Below are 22,269 nucleotides of genomic sequence, written 5' to 3'. Positions count from 1 at the left end.
AGTCATCGACATCTCAGGCCCCGGGATCGCGCATGCCGTCCTCGAACACGACGAGACGTGCCCCCGTCTCGATCATCCAGCCTTCGGGCTGCACCACAACCGTTAGGGATTTCCATGACCAACGAAAGCCGCACCTGGCTGAAGGCCTACCTCGGCGAACTGGAGGCAGCCGGCAACAAGATGCTCACGCAACTCTACGAAGACAGTGATGGCATCCCGAGCACCGTCGTCGGGGCCGGATCGATTAGCCTCGCCGGCTACGCTCTCGCCTCCCAGCTCGCGACTGTCACCGACGATCCCAATCAGCTGGTGCGGACTGTTGTGGACCACCACGCACTCGCAGCGGCCAAGCTCGGCTCAGACGCTTGGTCGGATGTCCTCTACGGGGCTCTGCTACACCTTGCGATGCTCTACCTCGAGCCGGCGTACAAGGTCGGCGACGGGAGCGACTACGACCTGCGCGTCGCCGCTCAGCAGTGGTGGTCGACCTTCAAGGACGCCACGGGGGACGCCGAGTGAGGCTCCTAGCCATTGGCACGGCGACCGCCCAACCGAAGCCGGAAGCGTCCCCACGCGCTCTTGTTCATCTTCGCAACAGCTGCTTCGTGCGCCTTCGCAGCGTCTGCCTCAACCTCGACAGAGACCGCGAGCATGATGAGGAAGAAGAACGTGCACGCCGCGGTGATGCAGGTGAAGACCCAGGTCACGATGATCGCGCCGTCGCCGTCCTCAAAGCCCTTCGCCGACGTGCCGTACAAAGCGAGACCCATCGCCGCGAACCCGGTCACCAGCGCTGCTCCTACGAGCCACGGGTACCAGGGCTGCAGCCGCAGCTTCACGTGCACGCTCCGGCCCTCAAGGGCGATAGCGAGAAGCAGCACCGGTACAAGAGTCGCGATCGTGGCGCACGTTGTCTGATCCATCTCGCCTCCCTGTCGACCGCTGACGAGGTGGCGTAAGTGGCGGCCAGGGGCCGGCAGGCTCATGAACTTGTGCACGGGCTCGAGGGACCCGTGCTGATCGTCTCCGGGCGGGTGGCCGCGTGGATGCTGCGGTACGCGGGCCTGGAGGCTTATCACCTCGAGCATCGTGGTGAGGATGCCGAGATTGATCAGACGCTAATTGCAATGAAGGTAGCGGCATTGTCGTGGAGAAGTGCCGCGACCGGAACTCAGAGTGCTGCATTGCCGGAACTACCCGCACAATCGGAATGGCTCAGCACGAAGCAAGCAGCTGACGCCCTCGCGATGACAGACCGTGCAATCCGCAAGGCGATCCGTGAGAACAGACTCAAAGCGAACAGAGTAGGTCGCGCCTATCGAATCAACCGCGAACAACTCGCGCACTTCAAAGCACGGAAGGAACGAGCATGACCACACCCCGCACCAAGCAGCACGACCTCGCAGAAGCCACTCGGCAGCAGTACCAGCGCCGCGTCGAAGAGATCCGCAACGACCGACGCTTCACCCCCGATGCCAAGCAGCAGGCCATCGCCAAGCTCTACCGCGACACCAATTACCAGCTCGGACAGCTGCGTGACGAGCGAGACACCACGCTCACCGGCCGGCGCACGGCACTCGAAGCGGAGATGTTCGGCCTGCCGAAGTACGCGTCCACTTCGGACACGCTCTCGTACCGAGACGCGCTCGACCGAGCCAGTCGAACTGAGGATGGAAGGGCGCTGGCTGCGCTCTACGAAACGGCAGCCATCAGCAACGACACCATCCTCGCCAAGGCCATCCTCGCGAAGGCATACGGAGACGGTGAAGTCGACGTCATCAACCGATACCTCGAAGACCACTCCACCCTCGAGGCCAAGGCGCAGGAACTATGGGACATCCGCTACGGCGACGAGGGTGCCGGTCAGAGTTTGCAGAACTCACTCAACGACTTCGCGTTCCAAGCCGACAAGCCCACCGAGATTCGCGCACTGTCCGATTCGATGATCGAACAGGTTGCCGAGGCGAGCCAGTGACAAGGGGTGGGGGTTGTACCAAGCCTTGTACCAGCCCTGACCTCCTGGGCGGGCGCGCTTCTCTCCCCACGCCAAATCCGGCGGTCATCCTTCTCGGTAGAGAGCAGAGATCTCCATAATGCGTTCTTCCCCAGCTGGCGCTAGGGTCCAATACACCTGGCTGTCAGTTACCGCGCGAGCCTTGGTGCCCAACTCGATATAGCCAAGTGCACGGAGCTGACGAACGATGATAGCCCAGCTATTCTGCGCTACGTAGACACCCACGCCGGGATCGGGTTCGGTGTCCGCAAGCGCATTGCAGAGGGCTATTCTCAGCTGCGACTCTGCAGCCTCGGTGATCAAGCTATCCCCGATAACTTGCAGCACCCTGTCCCAGGTGACTTCCTTTGTGAATTCTTCGGGTTCAGTGTAGGAGTCATACACCAAGAGGAAAGTTATTTCGATCAGGTCGTCTCCCTGTCGAAGCACCTTGCCCTCTGCGCTTTGAGGTGGGGCGACGCGTGATTGGCTACCCGCCCGAAGGGCGCGAAGTTCGGCTTCCAGTTCGGGAGTGAGAGCATTGTCCCCTCTCACCCAACCGGATCGAGGGTTTCGCTGAATCTCCTGTGTCAACGACCGGGAAACCGCAGAACCTAGTTGGTCGGCATTCGACCAACGCCTGATGTGCCGCCCCTCGACCTTCTTTCGAAATTCCTCTAGCTTTCCTTGTAGATCCTTGTCCAAGTCAGACTTCGCTGCGGGAATTGACCCTGGGTCCCCATGGATGAAACCTAGGATGGGAATACCGAGCTTTTGGGCGAGATCGTATTCCTTTTCCGTGTAACTGATCCCCTCGGCCGTCAAGGAGCCATAACGGCCGCCGACGACTACAATATAATAATCGCAATTATCCAACGTGCGCTCAATTATGTCCCACTGCTGAGCGTCCGACGAGGGGAATAGCTCCATGCCAGCAGGCATGCAGTCGAGCTCAAGTAGGGCTTGCATAACCTCCCTGCGTTCCTCGACCAGATCGGTGAAGGTGGAGCTGACGAACACCCGGTAGAGACGGTCCATAGCAGGATCATGGCGCGTGGGAGCATCGCGCGCAAGACCTGGCTCCAGGGGCCGACTCGCCCGATGGTAGCCCGAATGTGTAGTCGTCCGAGGCCTAGAAGGTGCCCTATCGGCACTCGTATGCGAGTCGGTCGCCTTAGAATTGACGAGTACCAGCCCGCCGGTTTACCCGGGCATGAACAAGAGAGATCTTGGCATGCCCGGGTAAGGGTGAGTGTTTTGGCGTGCCGATTTCTCCTAATCACAGGAGAATATTTTGGCCGACAGAGTAGTGCAAGTTACGATCCGTGCCGCTATTGATAATTACGTCAAGGGTATGGAGAAGGTCCGCAAAGCGACTGCGGATACGGCGAAGGAATCCGACAAGCTCGAGAAGGTTGGGGAGGCGTCCGAGAAGGTCGGCGCTGGTTTCCTCACTGCTGGTGCTGCGGCTGTTGCGGCGGTCGGCCTCGTGGTGAAGTCTGCTGCTGACTTCGACGCCCAGATGTCGAAGGTCCAGGCGGCGACCAACGCCACGGCGTCGGAGATGGACAAGTTCCGGAACCAGGCGCTCACTGCCGGCGCTTCCTTCGGGTACACCGCTGAGCAGGTCACTGAGGCACAGATCGAGCTCGGTAAGGCCGGCCTCGCGACGAAGGACATCCTCGGCGGTGGGCTGAACGGTGTGCTCGCGCTGGCCGCGTCCGACAACGTGGAACTCGGCAAGGCGACTCAGATTGCCGCCGTCGCGATGAAGCAGTTCGGGCTCTCCGGCAAGGACGTCCCGCACATCGCGGACGAACTCGCTGCGGGCGCGGGCAAGGCCCTCGGTGGTGTCGAGCAGCTTGGTGACGCGCTCAACCAGTCCGGTCTGGTCGCGTCTAACTTCGGGTTCTCGCTCGAGGAGACGACGGGCATCTTGTCGTCCTTCGCTGACGCTGGTCTGCTCGGGTCCGACGCAGGTACCTCGCTGAAGACGATGCTGCAGCAGCTCGCCAACCCGTCGAAGCAGTCCGCGGAACTGATGAAATCCCTCGGGATCAACGTCCAGGACGCCAACGGACAGTTCCTCGGTGCTGCGGATATCGCGCAGGTTCTCCACGACAAGCTCTCGACGCTGAGCGATGCACAGCGGCAGCAGGCGCTGGCGCAGATCTTCGGTTCAGATGCCGTGCGCGCCGCCACGGTGCTCTACAAGGAGGGCGCGAAGGGCATCCAGGAGTACATCGACCAGAACAACGACGCCGGCTACGCAATGGAGCAGGCGCGCATCAAGTCGGACAACCTCAACGGTGACCTCAAGAAGCTGCGATCTGCGTTCCAGTCTGGACTGGTCGAGACGGGCTCAGCGGCTGACGGTGCGCTCCGTCCGCTTGTGCAGACGATGACCAACGTCGTCGCCGCGTTCAACGACCTTCCCGAACCGGTTAAGGGATCCGCGCTCGCACTTACCGGCGTTGCCGGTGGGACATCCCTTTTGGCCGGCGGGCTGCTTGTCGCAATCCCGAAGATCGTGGAGTTCCGCGCCGCTCTTGCCACGCTTCGTGAGGCGGGCATTACCGGCAAGGGTGCGCTCGGTTCGATCAGCGGATACCTGACCGGTCCGTGGGCTCTTGGCATCGGTGCCGGTGTCGCGTCGGTGGCGCTGCTGAACTTGGAGCTCGCGAAGCTCAAGGCCACCAGCGCGGAGGTTGGGAACTCGCTCGTCACCGCGAAGAGTGCCGTGGAGATCTACAAGACGATTGGGCAGGGCAGCTACGAAGCCCCGTGGCTGGATGACATTCAGACGCAGTTCAAGGATCTTGACAAGGTGCTGTCGGACTTCGCGCAGCACAACAGCGGCAACTTCCTCGAGGCGATGAGTTCCCGCTTCGCATCCCCGGACACGTTCGCCGCGGCGAAGGCGCTCCGCGAGCTCAACACCGAACTCGGGACGCTGCAGCGGGCGGACCCGTCTCGGGCGGCTGAAGCGTTCAAGTTGCTAGCCGACCAGACGGACGGTTCCGCAACGTCGATCCACCGCCTCGTGGACGCGATCGGCGGCGACTACCGCAACGCGCTCGTGGAACAGGCGAACGCGATGGGGATCACCGCGTCGGACACGAACCTCGCGCAGCTCGCGATGGGGGACTATGCATCGGCCGCGCAGGACGCGAAGGACCCCGCAGCGGCTGTTGCGGCTGCTACCGGCGACGTCGCGGACTCTGCGGAGGACGCGGCCCAGAAGGTCAGTGATCTGGTCGCACAGATCAAGGGTCTTACGTCCGACCAGCTCGACGTGAACTCCGCGCAGCGCGATTTCGAGTCCGCGATCGACGCCGTCACCGCTTCGATCGAAGACAACGGCAAGTCGCTGGACGTGTCGACGGAGAAGGGGCGCGCGAACTCCGCGTCTCTCGACTCGATCGCGCAGTCCAGCCTGAACTACGCGGGTGCGCTGTACCAGCAGGCCGGGGATCAGAAGGCAGCAACGGACGCCCTCGAGACTGGACGGAGTTCGCTCATCGCTGCTCTCGGCCAGTACGGGGTGACGGGGCAGGCGGCTCAGGACTACGCGGACAAGATCCTCGGCACGCCCAAGGAGTGGGCAACCCTTTTCGACGCGCAGACGGGCACGGCTTCGGCAGCAACGCAGAAGCTGCAGGCCACCTACAACGCTCTGCCGAAGAACCTCCGCACGCAGGTCGACCTGTCGGGCGTTTCGACCGCTCAGCAGCTTCTGGACAGCTTCGTGACCCGCAACAACGGGCGTGTCATCTCTGTCCGGCAGGTGCTGGTGCAGCAGGCCGTGGACGCTGGTGCTGCACCAGGAGCGGCGAAGGCGGCTTACAAGGCCTCCGGAGGTGTCGTGCGTGGGCCCGGGACTGGCACGTCCGATTCGATCCCCGCGATGCTCTCCAACGGCGAGTACATCATCCGCCGCAGCTCGGTCGACAAGTACGGCACCGGGTTCCTCGACCGAGTGAACGCGGGTCACTACGCGGACGGTGGGCTCGTCGCCACCCGCACGGAGCAGAACAAGCTCGCCAAGAACCGCTTCAAGGCAGCACAGACCGCACAGCGGCAGGCGCAGTCGGTGTTCAACAAGGCGAAGACTGATGCGAACCGTTCGGCCCTTCTCGCAGCGCAGGCTGAGACGAAGACCGCCCGGGTCGTCGCTCAGCGGGCAGCGGACGCCCTCACGAAGGCGAAGAACGCGCCTACGGGCGCGGATGAGGGTGACCGCATCTCGTTCCGCTCAGCGATCCGTGACGGCTCCTACGACGCGTCCACGGCCGTGCGGGACCTGTACTCGATGGGGCAGGACTCCGGGAAGTACAGCACCCGTCAGCGAGCCTCGTTCCTGTCGATTGCGAACAAGAACGAAGTAGCGATGCTGCGACTGCAGAAGCAGTCAGATGCCGCCGCGAAGGCTGTGGACAACGCGTCCGACAAGCTCGATGATCTGAAGTCGTCGTCCACGTCGATGGCGTCTTCGGTGTCGGGGAAGTTGTCTGATTTCTCGTACGGCAATTACCGGTCGGGTTCGTCTCTGCTGCGTGGTTTGACGTCGCGTGCGTCGAAGCTGAAGCAGTTCCAGGCGTTGCTGGTGACGTTGCAGAAGAACGGTCTGGCACCGGCGCTTCTGAATGAGGTTGCGTCTCTCGGCGTCGATGAGGGTCTGCCTCTGGCGAAGTCGCTTGCGTCGATGTCGAAAGGTCAACTGTCTGCGATCAATTCGCAGTACGGGTCGATTCAGTCGACGTCGGCTGCGATTGGCGGGCAGGTTGCGGACGCGAACTACAAGACGCTGATTGATACGGCTGAGAAGCAACTGTCGGCGGCGAATGCGAACGCGGACAAAATCGCTAAGGCGATCGCGGATCAGTCGAAGGCGCTGCAGAAGGTGATTGGGAAGGCGCTCGGACTGCCGGGGTATTCCGCTGGCGGGTACACGGGCAACTTTGGTACGGCGCAGGTTGCCGGTCTGGTGCATGGGCGTGAGTTCGTGATGAACCAGTACGCAACTGCTGCGAACCGGCCACTGCTCGAGGCGATGAACAACGGCGCGAACGTGCGGTACATGGATCCGACACCTTCTCGGATGGTTGCTTCTGGTCCGACGAAGACGATCGAACAGAACAACTACTTCCAGCCAATGCCGAACCTCGATTCGGAAACGGTTGCGGAGATCTCAGGGCGAGCTCAAGCCCGCTACCTCGAAGGGATTGCCGGATGACGACAATAGAAAGAAAGCGGGTCTCGAAATGATCGACGACACTAAGCACATAATCCAATGGCCATTGGGTGCCTCGGCAGAAGATTACTTCGGCTGGGGAACCGCTGCACACGATTCGCAAAACCTGGAAGGATCCACCGATGACTCTGAGTAAGGGTTTCACCCAGAACAGCGCAGCCAATCCGCTCGATGCACGCCTCATGGACGCAGCGCGCTTTGTCCGATCGGCCGACGGTTCGGTCCGCACCGGCGTCCTGTGGACGTCAAGCGCCACCGGCAACGTGGTCGGATCGACGTCGAGCATGAACGTGGCTATCGTGACGGCCGATTTTCTGCTGTCGCGAGCCGCGTCGGACGGCGCGATCATCATCACTAATACCGGCAGCGTAAATCTGCAGCTGGACGCTGCCCCGTCATCGAACTCGCGTATCGATGTCGTCTGGGTCAAGCAGAACGACGGTGGTGCCGGCGGTCAGGGCGACGCGGACAGCGTGCCGACGCTGGGCAAGACGACTGGTATCGCCAGTGCCTCGCCGGTGAAGCCTTCCATCCCGGCCGGTGCGCTCGAGTTGGCGGCGGTCCTCGTCCCGGCTGGTGTCACCGCGACGAACGCGTCGGGCGTCACGATCACGAACAGCTTCCGCTACGCGGCACTCTCGGGAAGCCCGATCCGCTACCGGAGTGAAAGCGACATGCGGGCCGACACGACGGTGGCCACGGGCAACACGGCCTACGTAGCCGACGGGTCGTACTTCTACCGTCGTGCGGCTGCCTGGGTGCGCTCGGATATGGACAGCATCGCCGTTATCCAGCAGCAGAGCCGCCTCTCGCTCAGCAGCTCGACAACACTCGCCACCCTCGGTAGCTCTACGGCCACCTCGGTGACCTATGACAGCAGCCTCATGCCGCTTTCCAACGGCGTCGTCGGACCCGTGGCGATCGCTGGCTGGTACGAAGTCACCGGCACCGTTCAGTGGACCTCCAACAGCTCCGGGACCCGATACCTCGAGCTCACGCAGAACGATCAGTCAACCAACCCGCCAGCAGCCGACCTCCGCCCGGGGGCGACGGGCACCTACGGCAACGTAACCACCACCATGTATTGCAACGCAGGCGACTACATCAAGCTCAAGGGCTACCAGGACTCGGGAGCCACGCTGACTTATGCGTCCCGGCTAGTCGTCCGAGCTACCCGGTTCTGAGTTCCGCGTTCTGCGGCTGGTGACACCCCCGACCCAACCGGGGTCGGGGGTGTCACCAAAGAACTGACACAATGTCAGCGAGATGCACCACAATCAGAGCATGACTCTGGTTTGGCTCGTCCTCGCGGTCCTTGGCGTCTTCGTGACCTACTGGCTGGCCCATGCTGCTGTGCTCAGCGCGCTCAACGATCACTACAAGACACGTCAGCACTTCGAGGCGACGGGGGAGTGGAAGCCGGGGCACTGGAACACCAAGACCGCACCGAAGCGCGTGGCCGACTAGCCGTGCTGGAAGACCTGCTCAAGGACCCACTTGTCAGGGCCTTCGTCCTGCCCATCGTGCTCGCCATCGTCACAACCTTCGCGGTCGAGTACCTGGCCAAGCCTGCACTGGAAGCTCGCAAAGCCCGTCTCCTGCGCGGGCGGCAGCAGTTCGACGAGGTGATCTACGGATTCCAAAAACTTGTCCTACTGATGTCGTCGATGATCGACGACGCCACCGCCCGCCAGTCTCCCGAACTCGGGGCCGTGCAGAGGCAGCAAGCCGCGGACGCCTCGCAAGCGTCGCAAGAACTGTTTGCGGCGGTCAGCCAGCTACCAAGCGGTTGGGTCGCCAAGCACCGCGTGCATATGCGGCGCACAGCCCTATACGTGAGTTACGTCCGCGGGCTTCTCATTGCGGGGAGCGGAACGGAGGTGCCTTCGATGGACCACGCGCGCTCCCTCGGGGAAGGCATCAGCAACTTCGACGCTTACTTCTTGACATTCGCAACTCTTCGGGACTCGCAGCCGCCTCTGATCAAGCGAGCCTTCTCAAAGGTCTTCATGCGCGGTGACTACGAGCGTGCAGCGCTCATGGCGCTGAAGCACGCCAGCCTCAACGATCCAGTCGCGGACGCCGCCGTTCCTTCAACGTCCGATTCTTGACTGCGGCTCGCCAGCACCACACCTGCTGCAGGCGGCCCTGCCACGTCACCTGCACGAGGACGGCCACGGGGGTGTGAGCGACAGCGAAACCCCTGAGGCGCAGAAGCCCCGCGTGCTGGTACCGGATCCACACGTACACCGGACGTGGCGTCGCTAGGCGTTCTCCGGGCCCCTCGATGTGCTCCGGCCCTAGCCCGTACGGCTCGTCCAACGCGACGTCGGGATGCTCCGGGGGAGCCCACTTGTGCTCGAGCATGATGCGATGATCCAGACCACCACCGACACGATGAAGGAGAACGATCGATGCGAGAACCAGGCGAGGCCGGTCCTGCTGATGAGGCGATTGCCTACAGGATGGTCCTCATGGGGCTTCATGAAGACGACCCCATGGGTTACTCCGCGATGGACGACATGTTCGAAGGCGGGAAGCAGCGGGTGGCCGATGTCGTGCAGGTGCTCGCTGGCATTGGACTGAACCTTATGCTGAGGCAAGCCTCGAAGGGTGATGTGATCGCCGCCCTTACCCAGATCGTGGCAGAGAAGACGCTTGAGGCGGAGCAAGAGGACTCTTAGGGTTCGGTGATGAGCATCGGTGTTGGCGAACATTGGGCCTATCGCCCAGCCCGAGGCTCCGCCGACACCTCACACCAACCGCCCGAACTGGGGCATGCTGGTCAAAGTTGAGAAACCCTATGCTTCGACTATGAAGCGTGCTCTCACCACCCTGGCCATCGCAAGCATCGTCATCGTTGGCGTAGCGGGTTGCGCGAAGCAGGAGCCGCCCACACCGCGCTTCAAGACCGCGGTGTCGAAGTGTGAACTCAAGGGCAAGGAAGGCGTCGAGTACGCCGACAAGGGCGTCTCCCTCATCCTCACCACTGCTGCGGACGACGACGTTGACGTCGAGTCCGACGAAGTCAACATCCTCAACGTCGTTTGCGTCCTCAAACGGGTAAAGGCAAGCGCCGCCTTGCAGGACCGCATGCTCAGCACCCGCGCTTTGGACGGTATGCAGGAAGCCGACTTCCGAGGCATCCACGCCTCATGGACGTATCACCCCGACAACGGCTTCAACCTCAGCCTTGAAGACCAGCGACTCGCGAAGTTGCTCGACGGTTAGCGCTGATTGTCGTTACGTGCTTGGCCGGTCGTCCGCGAGCGAGGCGAACCACCGACGGGCCTCCTCGATGCCGACGAGTGGCTTGCGTCCGAGATACTTCGGATGCAGCTTTCCCCGGGCGATGTCATCGCGGAGGTATGAGACGCTCACTTCGTATGCTTCGGACATGCTTTGGACCGTGTAGGCCTGTTTGAGCTCAGCCGCTTGCTCCGTCGGTACTTGAGCCCTCTCGAGCTCTTCGCGCACTACGCGACGGATGATGGACTCGATGTCTTCAGCCACAGCGCCACGATAGGCGAGCATTGTCGACTACCAGCAGCTCGGCGCGCTGCTCAGAGCGCCGACAGCCGAACGAGACGCTCGATCTCCTTCGCGTGCCAGCTGATGAGAGCTCGCACGTCCGTTGGCTTCTCGGAGGATCGGCTCGACGCGATGCACCGTTTGCAAGTCAGCGCGTCAGTCGTCTCGACCAACCGGTTCGCACCCGTCTTCGGGCCGCAGAACGTCGAGTAGGTCTCGCCAGCCGAGTCGAGCCGCCAACCGTCGATGAGCACTCCGGCATGCACCGTGTTCGAATCTGGCTGACGCAGCCGAACCAAGCCTGGGATCGAAGAAGCGTCGAACGGCTGCCAGCGACCCACTCGACGCGCCTCCAGTTCCCACCCGACAGAGGCCGCTTGCCGCAGTCCACTCAAGTGCTCCATTGCCACCAGGACCGGCCCGTCGGCCTCTCGGCTGAACCGCGTGCGGTACTCGAAGCGTTCATCCTCGGGGTGCATGCCGCACACCCTGACAGGCGGAGCTTCCATCCGCCAGTCTTCGCTGTGCCGCATCTCTGCCGCAAACGCCCCTGAACTCGCCTTATCCTGCCTGCACACCATGAATCGTCGATCCCCGCCAATCCGCGGATATCTGTACTAGCGTGAGCTCACGTGAGCGGGGGCACTCGTTCCGCTTCAACAACTGACCCGTGGCTGCGCACGAGCACTTCGGGGTCGGCGCCTGCCGGTTCGATTGAATCGTCCGCATCGGCGGTACCGTTGCGCCATGACGTACAGGGTCGACTTCGTCGATGTCTCCACGACAGGCCTCGAGACCTCCCCGGTCGCCGAAGCGCTCGCCGGCCTCCGCGCGAACGAGGCCCGGTACTACAAGAACAAGTACGACCACGTGTTCGTCACGAGCACCGCGGACGAGGCGCCCGAGGTCGTGGCGTACGTGGCGAAGGTGCTCGACGACGAGCGCGGCATCGTGATCGCGTCGCCGGCACTCGAGGTCTCCGCCTTCGAGGTCGGGGGACTCCGCATGGCCTACGTCTTCTACGAGTCCGGCCTGGCGATCAACGTGATGTACGCCATCGAGGACGGCGGCAAGCGTGCGGTCGGGTTCAAGCTCTCGCTCGGGATGGACGTGCCCGAGGAGCTGTCGGCGTTCAAGTTCGCGCGGCAGCGGTCGAAGCTCGCGGGCGAGATCCGCGGCTCCTACTTCGTCGTCAAGGGCACGTACTGACAAGGGGCTTCGCGCCGGTCAGCCTCGGAGCGTCAGGATCTCGGCGCCGGCCTCGGTGATCGCGATCGTGTGCTCACTGTGCGCCGTCCGTGCGCCGGTCGCGCTCCGGAGGGTCCAACCGTCGTCGTCCGTGACGAGGACGTCGGTGTCCGCCATCACCCACGGTTCGAGCGCGAGCAGGAGCCCTGGTCGGAGCGTGTAGCCGCGTCCGGGGCGGCCGTCGTTCGCGATGTGCGGGTCGCCGTGCATGGTCGAGCCGACACCGTGGCCGCCGAACTCCAGGTTGATCGGGTAGCCGGCCTCGTGCAGGACCGCACCGATCGCCGACGACAGGTCGCCGATCTTCGCGCCGGGCACTGCGGCGGCGATGCCTGCGGCGAGGGCCCGCTCGGTGGTCTCGATCATCGCGAGGTCTTCTGGCACCGCTGCCCTCCCGACGACGAAGCTGACGGCGGAGTCCGCGACGACGCCGTCGAGCGAGACCGCGAGGTCGAGCGTCAGCAGGTCTCCGTCGCGGAGCACCTGGTCGCGGGGGAGCCCGTGCAGGACCGCGTCGTTCACCGATGTGCAGATGTAGTGGCCGAAGGGACCCCGGCCGAACGACGGCGCGTAGTCGACGTAGCAGGACTCCGCGCCGGCCTCGAGGATCATCGCCTTCGCCCATCGGTCGATGTCGAGGAGGTTCGTCCCGACCTGCGCCCGCCCCTGGAGTGCGTGCAGGATCCGGCCGACGAGGGCACCGACCGCTCGTGCGCGGGGGAGCTCGTCCGGCGTGAAGATCTCGATCATGTGCTGCGTTCCGTCCGTGCTGCCAATAACTATCCCGGCAAGACTATACCGGTACTAGTATCGGTCGCATGGTCCGCCTGCCGCTCACTCCCGCTGACGTCGAACGCGGTCAGCGCCTCGGTGCACTGCTCCGTCGGGCTCGTGGTGAGCGGTCGATGCTCGAGGTCGCGCTCGACGCGGGAGTCTCGCCGGAGACGTTGCGGAAGATCGAGACCGGTCGCGTGGCCACTCCGGCCTTCCCGACGATCGCCGCGATCGCGGACGTCCTCGGGCTCTCCCTCGACGAGGTGTGGACCGAGATCAGCGCTGCGTCGCGTCCCGTACTCGCCTCCTGACGGTCAATCGATCACCGCGAGGATGACCTGCGGTATCCGTTGTTCGATCACGTCCCAGACGATCTCCGCGCGTGCGGAACGGTAGTCGTGGGACAGGATTTTCCGAGTCTTGCGGACCGCGGCGAGTGACAGCGCGGATGGCAGCCGTGCCGCGCGGTCATCCGGAAGCCGACCGAGCAAGTCGTCGAAGTGGATGATCACCGCTTCTGCTGCCCGGTAGGTGAGGCTCCGCGGGGCACTGAAGGCATCGCGTCCGAGCTCGACGATCTGTGCGCACTCGGAGAGCAGATCCACGAAGCTCTCCTGGAGTGCGGGCCAGCGGTCGGGTGTCGCGGAGTCGGTTCCGACGCCGACCCGCGGTCTCCTCGTGAAGGAGCCGGTCACAGGGGGACCGCTTGGTCTCGGACGTGGGAGAAGTGCTCGTCGAAGGACTGGTCCTCAGTGAGGATGTCGACCTCGAACCCGGTGAGCTGCTCGACCGCATCCGCGAAACCCCCGAGGTCGAACAACGATGCCCCCGGCTCCAGCGACACGAGCAGGTCGATGTCGCTGTGCTCGTTGTCCTCGCCGCGGACAGTCGATCCGAACACGCGCACGTTCGACAGGTGGAACCGTCCTGCCTCTGCGCGGATCACATCGGCGAAGAGCTCCAAGGGAATGCTCGGCCGCAGGCGGGCTGCGGTCAGGAGTCGCTGCAGTGTCTCCGGTCGCGGACGCTTCCGTCCGCTCTCGTACGCCGAGATGGTCGGCTGCTGCATGCCGGCGGCGCGTGCGAGGTCCGTCTGGGACATGCCGATGTCCTCACGAGCGAACTTGATGAGCTCAGATGACCGGTCGAGCAACATGTGCGCCTCCCTATAGCCGAGGACTATATCCGACCGAAACTGCCGGAGTGCCGCCGGATGCAACCGTCGCGGAAGATCGAGACCGGTCGTGCCCCAACCCTCGCCGGGGATGCGACAGTACGTACACGTTTGCGCTGCGCTTTCGCCTGCGTGATGTCGCCCCGAGGCATTCGTGCGCATCGAGCGACATCCCGCTGCCGAATGCGTTGCGCAATTGGCTGGGGGTTGTCGCTTTCCTCGCAGAGACCCGCACCGCCGCACCGCCGCACACGCACACCCGCCGGCCCGGAGCGCAGCGCACCGCCGCCCACCCCGCCTCATCCACCGAACGCATCCACTGGGCGTGCACGGAACCGCCGTGCATACCGTCACGTGGGGAGGTGGAACGTGAAGTACATCAACTACGACGGCAGCGTCATCATGACCGGCGACCTCATCGCCGAAGCGCTCGCTGACTACGCGGCGGTACTCGGAGCGAACGGGCGCACGGACACGGTCCACGTGCCAACGGTCGGAGCGGACGGCGCGATCGAGACGACCACGGTGCTGGTCGGCCCCGCGAGTGAACTCGTCCTGACCCCGGCGCCCGAGGACGAACTCGACCTGGAGGACCAGGCGTTCATCCGGCGGCTCCGCGACGCCGCAGCGGGAGCGGGCCCCGATCGCCCGCTCAACGCCGACGGCCGGACTCCGTTCGAAGGAGCCGACGGCCCCTGAGCCGCGGTGGCTACCCCGATCGCATCGAGACGCCCCACGAACGACGAAACGCCGCCGGAATCGGCGGCGTTTCGTGTGTTCAGCGGCGTCTCGTGGCCAATGGGGTGCCAGGCAACCCAGGCACCGAGGCCGAGCGGCTCAGGCCGCGAGCGCGAGCTCCGAACGACGGATGCTCGCCGCCTGGAGCAGGGTGCGGCTCGACTCGCCGAGCCACGGGCGGCCGGGGACGGTCCAGCCGGCCTCGCCGTCGACCTCGACACGGGTGCCGGGGGTGACGAAGAGGTCGAGCACGTCGACGGGCACGCGCACGAGGTACTCGCGCTGGGTGCCGGCGTCCCGCACGGGGAACTCTGCGATGCGGTCAGGGGAGATGACGGGTGCCGCGGTGGCGGTCCCGAGGATGGTGATTCGTTCGTTGCTGGTCATGGTTGTTGCTTTCTCGTCTTCTGGCGGCCCACGCTGCGGTCCGACGGACGACTGAGTCGCGTCGGTCGCGTGTGGTGGGCACGCGCACGTCGGCATTCGACGTGCTGCTCGGCCTGGTCCGGAGTACGGACGTGCGGCGGAGCGGTGGTCTCGTGGGAATGCGACTCGGGTGAGTCGGCTTCGAGACGGTTCGGTGTGCGCGAGTCAGATGGGTTCGCTGCAATGCACCAAACAAGAACTCTACACGACGTCCCGCAGGAAGTCCATCCATCGGTCGCTGCCAGCGAGGACGTTGCCCGATCCGTCGAGCCGAGCCGCCGCCGACCCGGGTTTGCGCACGGCCTGGTCGTGCACGAGCGCGTGGAACGACCCGGAGAAGTCGAGCCGCGGAACGGCCGCCGTGACCGCGCGGAGATCGGCGGGTGACCAGCGCGGGAAGCCGGCGCCGGAGACGTCGAGGGAGGTGGCGACCTCGAGCAGGTGCCCCTCGAGGTCGAGTACCGGGTCGACGGAGGGCCACATGTGCCGCTCGATGACCTCGCCGACACGACGGGCTCGTTCGCCGCTCCAGCCCGCACCGACTGCGAACACGCTGCCGACGGCGCCGCCCGCGTCCTCGAACGGGACGGTGTGGGCGTCGAAGGACTGTGTCACGCCGAGGTCGTGCAGCATCGTCGCGACGAAGAGCAGCTCACGGTCCGGGTCGAGGGACTCCGCCGTGGCCAGCAGGGATGCCCACGCCCACGAGCGCAGGCAGTGGTTGACGAGCGCCGGCGTGCACCAGGCACGCGCGACCTCGAGCGCCCGTGCGGCGACGGGTGACGGGGGAGTGAGCAGCGCGTCGACATCGAGACCCATGGGCCGACCGTACCGGTCGCACATCGGACGGGAGGCCCGTGGCGACTCCGCCACGGGCCTCCCGTCCGTCTGCTGGTTCAGTTCAGGGTCGGGGTGTCCTCCGGCACGACGCCACCGTCGTACAGGTCGGTCGCCAGGTCGCGGAGTGCCCGGAGCGCGACGCGCTGGGTGAGCGGCCCGTAGGAGATGCGGGCGACGCCGAGTGCCTCGTACTCGGCCGCGGGCAGGGCGCCGGGCAGGCCGATCACGGAGAGCTTCCCGCGGCCGAGCCCCTCGACGAGCCGCTCCACGACGTCACGCTGGATCGCACCCGGGACGAACACGAGCGGTGCGCCGGCGTCCAGGAACGCCTTGCCGCGGGCGATCGCGTCCGCGATGCTCTCGTCGATCGGGCGGTCCCCGCCGCGGGCGATGGCGTCCGTGCGGGCGTTCAGCTGGAACGGCACGCCCTCCTGCTCCGCGGCCTTCGTGATGGCGGCGACACGGGCGACTGCCTCGTCGAACGGGCGGAGGCGGTCCTCGACGTTCGCGCCGACGATGCCGAAGCCGATCGCACGACGGATCGTCTCCGCCGGGTCCTCGTACCCGTCGTCGAGGTCGGCGGACACCGGCAGGTCGACGGCCTCGGCGACGATCCGGGCGCCCTGGAGCGCCAGGTCGAGGGGCATCCCGCCGTCCTCGTACCCGTAGGACGCGGCGATCGAGTGCCCGGCGGTCGCGATGGCCCTGGTCTCCGGCAGTGCCGCGACCGTCTTCGCGCTGATCGCGTCCCATACGTTCACGACGCGCAGGATCTCGGGTGCCTGGTGGAGGGTCTGCAGCGTCGACGCCTTGTCGGCGGTGCTGCTGCTCGTTGTGCTGCTGGTCATGGGACCGACAGTAGGCCGACGGGGTGGCCACCGGCCCCAGCGCGGGCCGCAGACGACGCTCGATGACATCCGGACTCGCGCCGCGCCTCCCGGTCGGTGCATCCTGAGGGCATGGCGAACGACGAGGAGGACCCGGTCGGCACGCTCCGCGGGGTCCGGACGAGCATCAAGTGGACGCGGTACGCGCCCGACGTGCTGCCCCTGTTCGTCGCCGAGATGGACCACGAGGTCGCTCCGGAGATCCGGCAGGCGCTCGTCGAGCGCGTGCAGCAGTCCGACCTCGGGTACCTCGACGGGCCGGGCCCGCTGGCACCGGCCTTCGCCGCGTTCGCCCGGGACCGCTGGGGCTGGGACGTCGACCCCGCCCGCGTGTACCTCGCCACCGACGTCAGCGTCGGCATCGTGGAGACCCTGCGGCTCGCGCTGCCCGACGGCGGCCGCGTCGCGATCACCCCGCCGGTGTACCCGCCGTTCTTCGAGCTCATCGAAGAGGCCCGATGTCAGGTGGAAGAGGTCCCGCTCACGGAGCGCTGGGGCGTCTACCGGCTCGACCTCGAGGGGCTCGAGCGTGCATTCGCCTCCGGCGTCAGCGTCTTCCTGCTCTGCAACCCGCACAACCCGATCGGGCTCGTCCACGACCGGTCCGACCTGGAGGCCCTGGCGTCGCTGGCCGCGAAGTACGACGTGCTGGTCGTCTCGGACGAGATCCACGCACCGCTGACCCACCCGGGCGTGCAGTTCACCCCGTTCGCGTCGATCGCTTCCGAGGCGGGGGCGCGGAGCGTCTGCGTCACCTCGGCGAGCAAGGGGTGGAACCTCGCCGGCGTGAAGTGCTCCGTCATCGTGGCCGGCGACGCCGCGACCGCCGAACTCCTCGACACCCTCTGGGAGGAGGTCGCCTGCCGGACGAGCATCCTCGGGCTGCACGCGAACCTCGCGGCGTTCTCGCTCGCCGTCGGGTGGCTCGACGACGTCATCGACCGGATCGTGGCGAACGACCGGCTGCTCGCGAAGCTCCTCGCCGAGCACCTGCCCGGCGTCGTGTACGCACGGCCGCGCGCGGGGTACCTGGCGTGGCTCGACTTCCGCGGGATCGGTCTCGGCGACGACCCGGCCGTGCAGCTCCGGGAGCACGCGTTCGTCGCGCTGAACTCCGGGGTGCCGTTCGGGTCCGAGGGGCGGGGCTTCGCCCGCATCAACCTGGCGTGCTCGCCGGACACCCTGCGCGAGGCGGTGCTGCGGATCGCGGCGGCCTACCCGTCGAGCGCGCAGGAGGCCGTGGTCTGGCACGTCGCCTGACCGCGGCGCGCTGAGGGGCGAGCGGGCCGTCAGGCGTCGAGGAACTGGTTGCGGCCGACGACCCGGATGTGGATGTCGACCTCGCGGGACGGCACCTCTTCGGTGAGGGCCACCCATTCACGGGCGACGAAGCCCACCGCGGGCCAGCGGGCGACCTGGGTCACGAGGAACCCGTCGATGAACACCTGCCACATGCCCTCGTCGCGGACGGCCTGGACCTCGTGCGTCGCCATGCGCCGAGCGTAGCAAGCGCACCCGCGGCGGGGTCAGCCGACGCGCTTGGCGTAGTACCGCAGCAGCGGCGTCTCGCCCGACGGCTTCGACCAGTCCGCGAGCCCGGTGCCGGTGAGCCGCCAGCCGCGCCGCTCGTAGAGGCGCCAGGCAGCGGGCGTCTCCTCCGTGACGTCGAGCCGGATGTGCGGACCCGGTGCGAACCGCTCGGCGGCGTCGAGCAGGCCGTCGGCCAGCCCGCGGGAGCGGTGCGAGGGATCGACGAAGAGCCGGGTGACCTCGGGCATCCGCCCGGGGCCGGGGACGGCGATGCCGACGTGGCCGACGATGCGGTCGTCCTCGACCGCGACCCAGGCGCCGAGGAGTCCCTCGGGGCGGAGCCACGCGCGCGGGTCGTCGGGCCAGGTGGCCGGGTAGCCGTCGGTGTGGACGCGCCAGAGCACCTCGACGAGGGTGTCCAGGTCGGCGTCGGTGCGTTCGGTGATCCGCATGTCCTCAGGCACTGTCGGCCGACTCCTGCGATCCGTCAGCAGGACGGTCGGATCGGTCGTCGAAGAAGTCGGCGGCGCGGAACGCGAACAGCAGGATCGAGACGAGGGACCCGACGACGAACCAGACGATGTCGCCGCTCGTCGGACTGGCGACGGCGGTGCGTCCGAAGAGCAGTCCGATCGCGATGACGAAGTTCGCCATGCCCCAGACCACGTTCGTCCGTGCGGACGAGTACCGGCCGAACGGGGTGCGGAACACCAGCCCCGCCGAGCCCGCCACGAAGTGCGGCATGCCGTTCAGCAGTGCCAGCCCAGCGACGGCGAACAGCACGACCCCGACGATCCCCATGCGCTCACCCTACGGGCTGGACGAGCCAGAGGGACGGCCGAGCCCGGGGGACGGCCGAGCCCGGGGGTGGTCAGAGTTCGAGCGCCATGGCGACGTCGGCGCGGACGTACGGGCTCGCATGCCGTTCCTCGGGGCCGAGGTGCCGGAACCCGGTGGTCTCGTACAGGTGCACGGCGCTCGCCAGCGCGGAGTTCGTCTCGAGCACGAGCCGTCGCGCACCCACGGCGCGGGCGCGGTCGATCGCGTACTGGATGAGTCGACGGCCGGTGCCGTGACCCTGGTGGTCGGCCGCGACGGCCATCTTCACGAGCTCGTACTCGCCGTCGCCGACGGGCATGATGCCGACGCACCCGACGACGGCATCGTCCATCCGGGCGACGAAGACCGCGCCGCCGGGTTCGACGATCTGGCCGACGGGGTCGCCGAGGAGCTTGCGGTCCTCGTCCTCGAGCGTGAAGAAGCGTTCGATCCACGCTTCGTTCAGTGTCCGGAAGGCGTCGGCGTCGGCGGCCGAGGCCATGTCGCTGATGGTGACGGATGCGGTGTCGGGCATGGTCCCATCCTCGGTCCACCACGAAGTCACGTCCAATACTCGTTCGCGACCATCGATACGCTGGATGCATGGATCACCCGGACGTCGACCTCCGCCAGCTCCGCGCGTTCCTCGCGGTCGCCGACGCGCTGCACTTCGGCCGCGCGGCCGAGGCCCTGCACGTCGCCCAGCCCGCGCTCTCGCAGCAGATCCGGCGCACCGAGCGCGCGCTGGGCGTCGACCTGTTCGCCCGGACGTCCAGGAGCGTGGCGCTGACACCGGCAGGGCGCGTGCTCCAGGGCCGCGCGCGCTCGCTCCTCGCCCAGGTGGAGCGGGACCTCGACGAGGCAGTGCGGGTGGGGCGCGGGGAAGCCGGTCGGCTCGACGTGGGCTTCGTCGTCTCGGCGCTGCCGCTCGGCCCGATCGAGCGCGTGCAACGGTTCCGGGAGCGCCACCCGCTGGTCCGCGTGGAGCTCACCGAGGGCTACACGTCCCGGCTCCTCGCGCGCATCGTCCGCGGCGAGCTCGACCTGGCGATCGTCCGCGACCCCGACCCGACCGAGGGCGTGCGGCTGCGGCCGTTCCGGAGCGAGCCGTTCGTCGCCGCGGTCCCGCTCGGGCACCGGTTCGCCCACCGGACCTCGATCGCGGGGTGGGAACTGCTCGACGACCCGTTCGTGTTCTTCCCCGCCGAGGCCGGGGCCGTCGCGACCGAGCGGAACCTGGCGCCGGTGGTCCGGGACGGCCGGGTGCCGGAGGTCGTGCAGGAGGCAACGACCTGGGCGACGGTGCTCCACCTGGTCGGCGCGGGTCTCGGCGTCACGGTCGCTCCGGCGAGCGCGACCCTGGCCGCGCCCGACACCGTCGTGCTCCTGCCGCTCACGGGGGAGCACCGCAGCGAACTCTGCTGGGCGGCGCGTGCCGACGACGACCGCGAGATCCTCCGTAACTTCGTCGCCGGGGCGGACTGAGCGTCGCCGCGGACCGGCCGACCGGAGGACCGGCGGACCGGCGGACCGGCGCCCCGGCTACGCCGGAAGGACCGGTGCGCGGTGGTCGCCGAGCTCGTCGACGCGCCACGGTCGTGCCCCGGTGAGCGCGAGCCCGAGCTGCGTCAGCACGAACGACACGTGCGGCTCGACGTCCGGGTCCCACGGCCCTTCGACCCCGATCCCGAACGCCCCGAGTTCATCATCGGCCTCATCGTGCAGGGCGAGGCGCCAGCGCCCGTCACCCCGTTCCTCGACGACGACCCAGCGTGCCGTGCTGAAGCGTCCGGTCACGCCGTCTTCATGATGTCGGCCGTGAAGTTCTGGACGCGCTGCAGCAGGGCCTCGCCACGCATCGCGATCGTCGCCGGCGGGTTCAGGTGGGGCGGCGCGGTGCGGATGAGGAGCGGGCAGCCGAGGTCCTCGCAGATGTAGGTGCCGATCGTGTTGCCGTTCCGGCCGGACTCACCGGCACGCGCCGCGGAGAACAGGCGCACCTGGGTCGCGGGCTGCGGGGAGTGGCAGAACGAGCACATCGCGGCGATCCCGGGGCGGAGCGATCCACCGGCGGAGCGCACGACGATGCCGACGGCTCGTCCGTCGATCCAGGACACGATGTACCCGCGGCGCGCGGCCTGCGGGTCCCGCCAGCCGAGGAACTCGCGGTCGTCCCAGAGCATCTCGTGGAGTCCGGGGATCGGGAGCTGCGCGAGTTCGTCCTGGGTGGCGTTGACGAATGACGAACGGATGTCTGCTTCGGTCAGTGGCTTCACGGTGAGAACACCATATGCCTCGCCTCCGACAGGTGTCCGTTCACCTCAGCCGGGAGGCTCGGATCGCCGCGAGCGCGCTCGTCTCGTCCGCCACCAGCACGGCCCGGCGCACCGCGTCACGTCCGATGCGGCGTGCGGCCGCGTCGTCGGCCGCGAACTCGACGAGGACGCGCGTCGAGCGCGCCATGGCGCGTGCCCCCGGGATCCACGGGACCGCACGCTCGATCGACTCCGCGACCGCGACGACGGCCGCGTGGCGCTGGTGCAGGTGCGCTCGTTCGTGGGCGACCACGGCCTCCAGTTCGTCCGTCCGCAACCGGTCTGCGAGACCGGAGCTGACGAGGACGCCACCACTTCGCCCCGGCACTGCGCAGGCCAGGGCGTGTTCGGCCTCCACCACGGCGACGAGGGTGCCGTCGATCTCCCGGTGCGGGGCGGCACCGGAGCGCATCGCCTCCTTGACGGCCCGGTGCTCGGAACCGGGGCGGACCCGCACGGCGATGACGAACGCCAGGACTGCGATGAGCGCGACCCCGATGTTCAGGCCGTGCGAGGGGGAGTCGCCGAGCGCGAACGGATCGGTGACCGGCCGGTTCGCCGTCACCACGAGCGTGATGCCCGCGACGAACCCGAGCGCGCCGAGGACGACCGCGAGCGACCACGAGACCAGCGCGGTGCGCGGCCGGTCGATCGTCCAGGCGGACCTCGTCAGGATCCGTGGCGCGAGGGCGACGACCGCCAGCGCGAGCACGATGAGGACGACGCCGGTGACCACCACG

General features: G+C 66.7%; 31 protein-coding genes. 14 read left to right on the top strand and 17 right to left on the bottom strand.

The window, feature by feature from the left end:
- The first annotated feature begins 114 nt into the window (after window positions 1–114).
- Window positions 115–519 (top strand): hypothetical protein, encoded by a 405-nt coding sequence (locus EDF27_RS10655; protein ID WP_132048724.1) that lies wholly within the window; start codon window positions 115–117, stop codon window positions 517–519.
- A 5-nt stretch (window positions 520–524) separates the two neighbouring features.
- Here the strand turns inward: EDF27_RS10655 and EDF27_RS10650 are convergent, their stop codons facing one another.
- Window positions 525–923 carry a hypothetical protein gene (locus EDF27_RS10650; RefSeq protein WP_132048722.1) on the bottom strand — a complete coding sequence of 133 codons (399 nt, stop codon included), beginning with the start codon at window positions 921–923 and terminating at the stop codon, window positions 525–527.
- A 90-nt stretch (window positions 924–1,013) separates the two neighbouring features.
- Between EDF27_RS10650 and EDF27_RS10645 the strand changes: the two genes are divergently transcribed.
- Together EDF27_RS10645 and EDF27_RS10640 are read left to right on the top strand one after the other, a co-directional pair.
- Entirely contained in the window at window positions 1,014–1,373 is a 360-nt protein-coding gene (locus tag EDF27_RS10645) for an excisionase family DNA-binding protein (RefSeq protein WP_132048720.1), read from the top strand.
- Window positions 1,370–1,975: a hypothetical protein gene (locus EDF27_RS10640; RefSeq protein WP_132048718.1), complete on the top strand. Its 606-nt coding sequence runs from the start codon at window positions 1,370–1,372 to the stop codon at window positions 1,973–1,975. Before EDF27_RS10645 ends, EDF27_RS10640 begins: the two co-directional genes overlap by 4 nt.
- An 84-nt stretch (window positions 1,976–2,059) precedes the next feature.
- Here the strand turns inward: EDF27_RS10640 and EDF27_RS10635 are convergent, their stop codons facing one another.
- Window positions 2,060–3,031: a DUF4062 domain-containing protein gene (locus EDF27_RS10635; RefSeq protein ID WP_132048716.1), complete on the bottom strand. Its 972-nt coding sequence runs from the start codon at window positions 3,029–3,031 to the stop codon at window positions 2,060–2,062.
- 316 nt (window positions 3,032–3,347) lie between these two features.
- Between EDF27_RS10635 and EDF27_RS10630 the strand changes: the two genes are divergently transcribed.
- The 6 genes from EDF27_RS10630 (at window position 3,348) to EDF27_RS10600 (ending at window position 10,478) form a co-directional block, all read left to right on the top strand.
- Window positions 3,348–7,229 carry a phage tail tape measure protein gene (locus tag EDF27_RS10630; RefSeq protein WP_132048714.1) on the top strand — a complete coding sequence of 1,294 codons (3,882 nt, stop codon included), beginning with the start codon at window positions 3,348–3,350 and terminating at the stop codon, window positions 7,227–7,229.
- 140 nt (window positions 7,230–7,369) lie between these two features.
- Window positions 7,370–8,431, top strand: a complete 1,062-nt coding sequence (locus EDF27_RS10625; protein ID WP_132048712.1) for a hypothetical protein — start codon at window positions 7,370–7,372, stop codon at window positions 8,429–8,431.
- 100 nt (window positions 8,432–8,531) lie between these two features.
- Window positions 8,532–8,714, top strand: coding sequence for a hypothetical protein (locus tag EDF27_RS10620; protein ID WP_132048710.1), 183 nt, complete (start codon window positions 8,532–8,534; stop codon window positions 8,712–8,714).
- Between the two features lie 2 nt (window positions 8,715–8,716).
- Window positions 8,717–9,358: a hypothetical protein gene (locus tag EDF27_RS10615; protein WP_132048708.1), complete on the top strand. Its 642-nt coding sequence runs from the start codon at window positions 8,717–8,719 to the stop codon at window positions 9,356–9,358.
- 303 nt (window positions 9,359–9,661) lie between these two features.
- Window positions 9,662–9,931, top strand: a complete 270-nt coding sequence (locus EDF27_RS10605; protein WP_132048706.1) for a hypothetical protein — start codon at window positions 9,662–9,664, stop codon at window positions 9,929–9,931.
- Window positions 9,932–10,061: 130 nt separating this feature from the next.
- On the top strand, window positions 10,062–10,478 hold the full coding sequence (locus tag EDF27_RS10600) for a hypothetical protein (protein WP_132048704.1): 417 nt from the start codon (window positions 10,062–10,064) through the stop codon (window positions 10,476–10,478).
- 12 nt (window positions 10,479–10,490) lie between these two features.
- Here the strand turns inward: EDF27_RS10600 and EDF27_RS10595 are convergent, their stop codons facing one another.
- Both EDF27_RS10595 and EDF27_RS10590 read right to left on the bottom strand, forming a co-directional pair.
- On the bottom strand, window positions 10,491–10,760 hold the full coding sequence (locus EDF27_RS10595) for a hypothetical protein (protein WP_132048702.1): 270 nt from the start codon (window positions 10,758–10,760) through the stop codon (window positions 10,491–10,493).
- A gap of 50 nt (window positions 10,761–10,810) precedes the next feature.
- The gene (locus tag EDF27_RS10590; protein WP_132048700.1) at window positions 10,811–11,257 is read right to left on the bottom strand and encodes a hypothetical protein; all 447 of its coding nucleotides are present in this window, start codon (window positions 11,255–11,257) and stop codon (window positions 10,811–10,813) included.
- 268 nt (window positions 11,258–11,525) lie between these two features.
- On the opposite strand from EDF27_RS10590, the gene EDF27_RS10585 reads away from it, so the two are divergent.
- Window positions 11,526–11,987 carry a phage tail protein gene (locus EDF27_RS10585; protein WP_123654148.1) on the top strand — a complete coding sequence of 154 codons (462 nt, stop codon included), beginning with the start codon at window positions 11,526–11,528 and terminating at the stop codon, window positions 11,985–11,987.
- An 18-nt stretch (window positions 11,988–12,005) separates the two neighbouring features.
- On the opposite strand, the gene map is transcribed toward EDF27_RS10585, so the two are convergent.
- Entirely contained in the window at window positions 12,006–12,776 is a 771-nt protein-coding gene (map, locus tag EDF27_RS10580; RefSeq protein ID WP_132048698.1) for a type I methionyl aminopeptidase, read from the bottom strand.
- Window positions 12,777–12,844: 68 nt separating this feature from the next.
- Here map and EDF27_RS10575 point away from each other — a divergent pair, with 68 nt between their 5' ends.
- Window positions 12,845–13,111 (top strand): helix-turn-helix transcriptional regulator, encoded by a 267-nt coding sequence (locus EDF27_RS10575; protein ID WP_132048696.1) that lies wholly within the window; start codon window positions 12,845–12,847, stop codon window positions 13,109–13,111.
- Between the two features lie 3 nt (window positions 13,112–13,114).
- Here EDF27_RS10575 and EDF27_RS10570 read toward each other — a convergent pair whose 3' ends face one another.
- Window positions 13,115–13,405, bottom strand: a complete 291-nt coding sequence (locus tag EDF27_RS10570) for a HepT-like ribonuclease domain-containing protein (protein ID WP_132048693.1) — start codon at window positions 13,403–13,405, stop codon at window positions 13,115–13,117.
- A gap of 86 nt (window positions 13,406–13,491) precedes the next feature.
- Window positions 13,492–13,956 (bottom strand): XRE family transcriptional regulator, encoded by a 465-nt coding sequence (locus tag EDF27_RS10565; protein WP_132048691.1) that lies wholly within the window; start codon window positions 13,954–13,956, stop codon window positions 13,492–13,494.
- Between the two features lie 387 nt (window positions 13,957–14,343).
- On the opposite strand from EDF27_RS10565, the gene EDF27_RS10560 reads away from it, so the two are divergent.
- Window positions 14,344–14,673 carry a hypothetical protein gene (locus EDF27_RS10560; RefSeq protein WP_123654143.1) on the top strand — a complete coding sequence of 110 codons (330 nt, stop codon included), beginning with the start codon at window positions 14,344–14,346 and terminating at the stop codon, window positions 14,671–14,673.
- Window positions 14,674–14,811: 138 nt separating this feature from the next.
- Here EDF27_RS10560 and EDF27_RS10555 read toward each other — a convergent pair whose 3' ends face one another.
- The 3 genes from EDF27_RS10555 to EDF27_RS10545 form a co-directional block, all read right to left on the bottom strand.
- On the bottom strand, window positions 14,812–15,099 hold the full coding sequence (locus tag EDF27_RS10555; RefSeq protein ID WP_123654142.1) for a hypothetical protein: 288 nt from the start codon (window positions 15,097–15,099) through the stop codon (window positions 14,812–14,814).
- 240 nt (window positions 15,100–15,339) lie between these two features.
- Window positions 15,340–15,957: an HD domain-containing protein gene (locus EDF27_RS19680; protein WP_165931444.1), complete on the bottom strand. Its 618-nt coding sequence runs from the start codon at window positions 15,955–15,957 to the stop codon at window positions 15,340–15,342.
- Window positions 15,958–16,034: 77 nt separating this feature from the next.
- Window positions 16,035–16,826, bottom strand: a complete 792-nt coding sequence (locus EDF27_RS10545; RefSeq protein ID WP_123654141.1) for an isocitrate lyase/phosphoenolpyruvate mutase family protein — start codon at window positions 16,824–16,826, stop codon at window positions 16,035–16,037.
- A 111-nt stretch (window positions 16,827–16,937) separates the two neighbouring features.
- Between EDF27_RS10545 and EDF27_RS10540 the strand changes: the two genes are divergently transcribed.
- Window positions 16,938–18,125 carry an aminotransferase class I/II-fold pyridoxal phosphate-dependent enzyme gene (locus EDF27_RS10540; RefSeq protein WP_132048689.1) on the top strand — a complete coding sequence of 396 codons (1,188 nt, stop codon included), beginning with the start codon at window positions 16,938–16,940 and terminating at the stop codon, window positions 18,123–18,125.
- A gap of 29 nt (window positions 18,126–18,154) precedes the next feature.
- Here the strand turns inward: EDF27_RS10540 and EDF27_RS10535 are convergent, their stop codons facing one another.
- The 4 genes from EDF27_RS10535 to EDF27_RS10520 all read right to left on the bottom strand — a co-directional run bounded on the left by EDF27_RS10535 (window position 18,155) and on the right by EDF27_RS10520 (window position 19,749).
- The gene (locus tag EDF27_RS10535) at window positions 18,155–18,358 is read right to left on the bottom strand and encodes a hypothetical protein (RefSeq protein ID WP_132048687.1); all 204 of its coding nucleotides are present in this window, start codon (window positions 18,356–18,358) and stop codon (window positions 18,155–18,157) included.
- Between the two features lie 33 nt (window positions 18,359–18,391).
- Entirely contained in the window at window positions 18,392–18,847 is a 456-nt protein-coding gene (locus EDF27_RS10530) for a GNAT family N-acetyltransferase (protein WP_132048685.1), read from the bottom strand.
- 4 nt (window positions 18,848–18,851) lie between these two features.
- Entirely contained in the window at window positions 18,852–19,196 is a 345-nt protein-coding gene (locus tag EDF27_RS10525; RefSeq protein WP_123654137.1) for a hypothetical protein, read from the bottom strand.
- Window positions 19,197–19,266: 70 nt separating this feature from the next.
- The gene (locus EDF27_RS10520) at window positions 19,267–19,749 is read right to left on the bottom strand and encodes a GNAT family N-acetyltransferase (RefSeq protein ID WP_123654136.1); all 483 of its coding nucleotides are present in this window, start codon (window positions 19,747–19,749) and stop codon (window positions 19,267–19,269) included.
- A 68-nt stretch (window positions 19,750–19,817) separates the two neighbouring features.
- On the opposite strand from EDF27_RS10520, the gene EDF27_RS10515 reads away from it, so the two are divergent.
- Window positions 19,818–20,699 carry a LysR substrate-binding domain-containing protein gene (locus tag EDF27_RS10515; protein WP_132048683.1) on the top strand — a complete coding sequence of 294 codons (882 nt, stop codon included), beginning with the start codon at window positions 19,818–19,820 and terminating at the stop codon, window positions 20,697–20,699.
- Between the two features lie 57 nt (window positions 20,700–20,756).
- Here the strand turns inward: EDF27_RS10515 and EDF27_RS10510 are convergent, their stop codons facing one another.
- The 3 genes from EDF27_RS10510 to EDF27_RS10500 are packed head-to-tail and all read right to left on the bottom strand — an operon-like array spanning window position 20,757 to window position 22,268.
- Window positions 20,757–21,011, bottom strand: a complete 255-nt coding sequence (locus tag EDF27_RS10510) for a hypothetical protein (RefSeq protein ID WP_132048681.1) — start codon at window positions 21,009–21,011, stop codon at window positions 20,757–20,759.
- Entirely contained in the window at window positions 21,008–21,490 is a 483-nt protein-coding gene (locus EDF27_RS10505) for an FBP domain-containing protein (RefSeq protein ID WP_123654133.1), read from the bottom strand. Before EDF27_RS10505 ends, EDF27_RS10510 begins: the two co-directional genes overlap by 4 nt.
- Window positions 21,491–21,530: 40 nt before the next feature.
- Window positions 21,531–22,268, bottom strand: a complete 738-nt coding sequence (locus EDF27_RS10500; protein ID WP_123703083.1) for a M56 family metallopeptidase — start codon at window positions 22,266–22,268, stop codon at window positions 21,531–21,533.
- Between the last annotated feature and the right edge of the window lies 1 nt (window position 22,269).

This window comes from Curtobacterium sp. PhB136 (genome assembly GCF_004346855.1).
GTDB lineage: Bacteria > Actinomycetota > Actinomycetes > Actinomycetales > Microbacteriaceae > Curtobacterium.
This window is presented reverse-complemented; position numbering and strand designations above follow the sequence as displayed.

Bases quoted from the DNA above. Each gene is read 5' to 3' on its own strand.
- EDF27_RS10655 (WP_132048724.1), top strand. From the start codon at position 115: ATGACCAACGAAAGCCGCACCTGGCTGAAGGCCTACCTCGGCGAACTG.
- EDF27_RS10650 (WP_132048722.1), bottom strand. From the start codon at position 923: ATGGATCAGACAACGTGCGCCACGATCGCGACTCTTGTACCGGTGCTG.
- EDF27_RS10640 (WP_132048718.1), top strand. From the start codon at position 1,370: ATGACCACACCCCGCACCAAGCAGCACGACCTCGCAGAAGCCACTCGG.
- EDF27_RS10635 (WP_132048716.1), bottom strand. From the start codon at position 3,031: ATGGACCGTCTCTACCGGGTGTTCGTCAGCTCCACCTTCACCGATCTG.
- EDF27_RS10630 (WP_132048714.1), top strand. From the start codon at position 3,348: ATGGAGAAGGTCCGCAAAGCGACTGCGGATACGGCGAAGGAATCCGAC.
- EDF27_RS10625 (WP_132048712.1), top strand. From the start codon at position 7,370: ATGACTCTGAGTAAGGGTTTCACCCAGAACAGCGCAGCCAATCCGCTC.
- EDF27_RS10620 (WP_132048710.1), top strand. From the start codon at position 8,532: ATGACTCTGGTTTGGCTCGTCCTCGCGGTCCTTGGCGTCTTCGTGACC.
- EDF27_RS10605 (WP_132048706.1), top strand. From the start codon at position 9,662: ATGCGAGAACCAGGCGAGGCCGGTCCTGCTGATGAGGCGATTGCCTAC.
- EDF27_RS10600 (WP_132048704.1), top strand. From the start codon at position 10,062: ATGAAGCGTGCTCTCACCACCCTGGCCATCGCAAGCATCGTCATCGTT.
- EDF27_RS10590 (WP_132048700.1), bottom strand. From the start codon at position 11,257: ATGCACCCCGAGGATGAACGCTTCGAGTACCGCACGCGGTTCAGCCGA.
- EDF27_RS10585 (WP_123654148.1), top strand. From the start codon at position 11,526: ATGACGTACAGGGTCGACTTCGTCGATGTCTCCACGACAGGCCTCGAG.
- map (WP_132048698.1), bottom strand. From the start codon at position 12,776: ATGATCGAGATCTTCACGCCGGACGAGCTCCCCCGCGCACGAGCGGTC.
- EDF27_RS10575 (WP_132048696.1), top strand. From the start codon at position 12,845: ATGGTCCGCCTGCCGCTCACTCCCGCTGACGTCGAACGCGGTCAGCGC.
- EDF27_RS10565 (WP_132048691.1), bottom strand. From the start codon at position 13,956: ATGTTGCTCGACCGGTCATCTGAGCTCATCAAGTTCGCTCGTGAGGAC.
- EDF27_RS10555 (WP_123654142.1), bottom strand. From the start codon at position 15,099: ATGACCAGCAACGAACGAATCACCATCCTCGGGACCGCCACCGCGGCA.
- EDF27_RS19680 (WP_165931444.1), bottom strand. From the start codon at position 15,957: ATGGGTCTCGATGTCGACGCGCTGCTCACTCCCCCGTCACCCGTCGCC.
- EDF27_RS10545 (WP_123654141.1), bottom strand. From the start codon at position 16,826: ATGACCAGCAGCACAACGAGCAGCAGCACCGCCGACAAGGCGTCGACG.
- EDF27_RS10540 (WP_132048689.1), top strand. From the start codon at position 16,938: ATGGCGAACGACGAGGAGGACCCGGTCGGCACGCTCCGCGGGGTCCGG.
- EDF27_RS10535 (WP_132048687.1), bottom strand. From the start codon at position 18,358: ATGGCGACGCACGAGGTCCAGGCCGTCCGCGACGAGGGCATGTGGCAG.
- EDF27_RS10530 (WP_132048685.1), bottom strand. From the start codon at position 18,847: ATGCGGATCACCGAACGCACCGACGCCGACCTGGACACCCTCGTCGAG.
- EDF27_RS10525 (WP_123654137.1), bottom strand. From the start codon at position 19,196: ATGGGGATCGTCGGGGTCGTGCTGTTCGCCGTCGCTGGGCTGGCACTG.
- EDF27_RS10520 (WP_123654136.1), bottom strand. From the start codon at position 19,749: ATGCCCGACACCGCATCCGTCACCATCAGCGACATGGCCTCGGCCGCC.
- EDF27_RS10515 (WP_132048683.1), top strand. From the start codon at position 19,818: ATGGATCACCCGGACGTCGACCTCCGCCAGCTCCGCGCGTTCCTCGCG.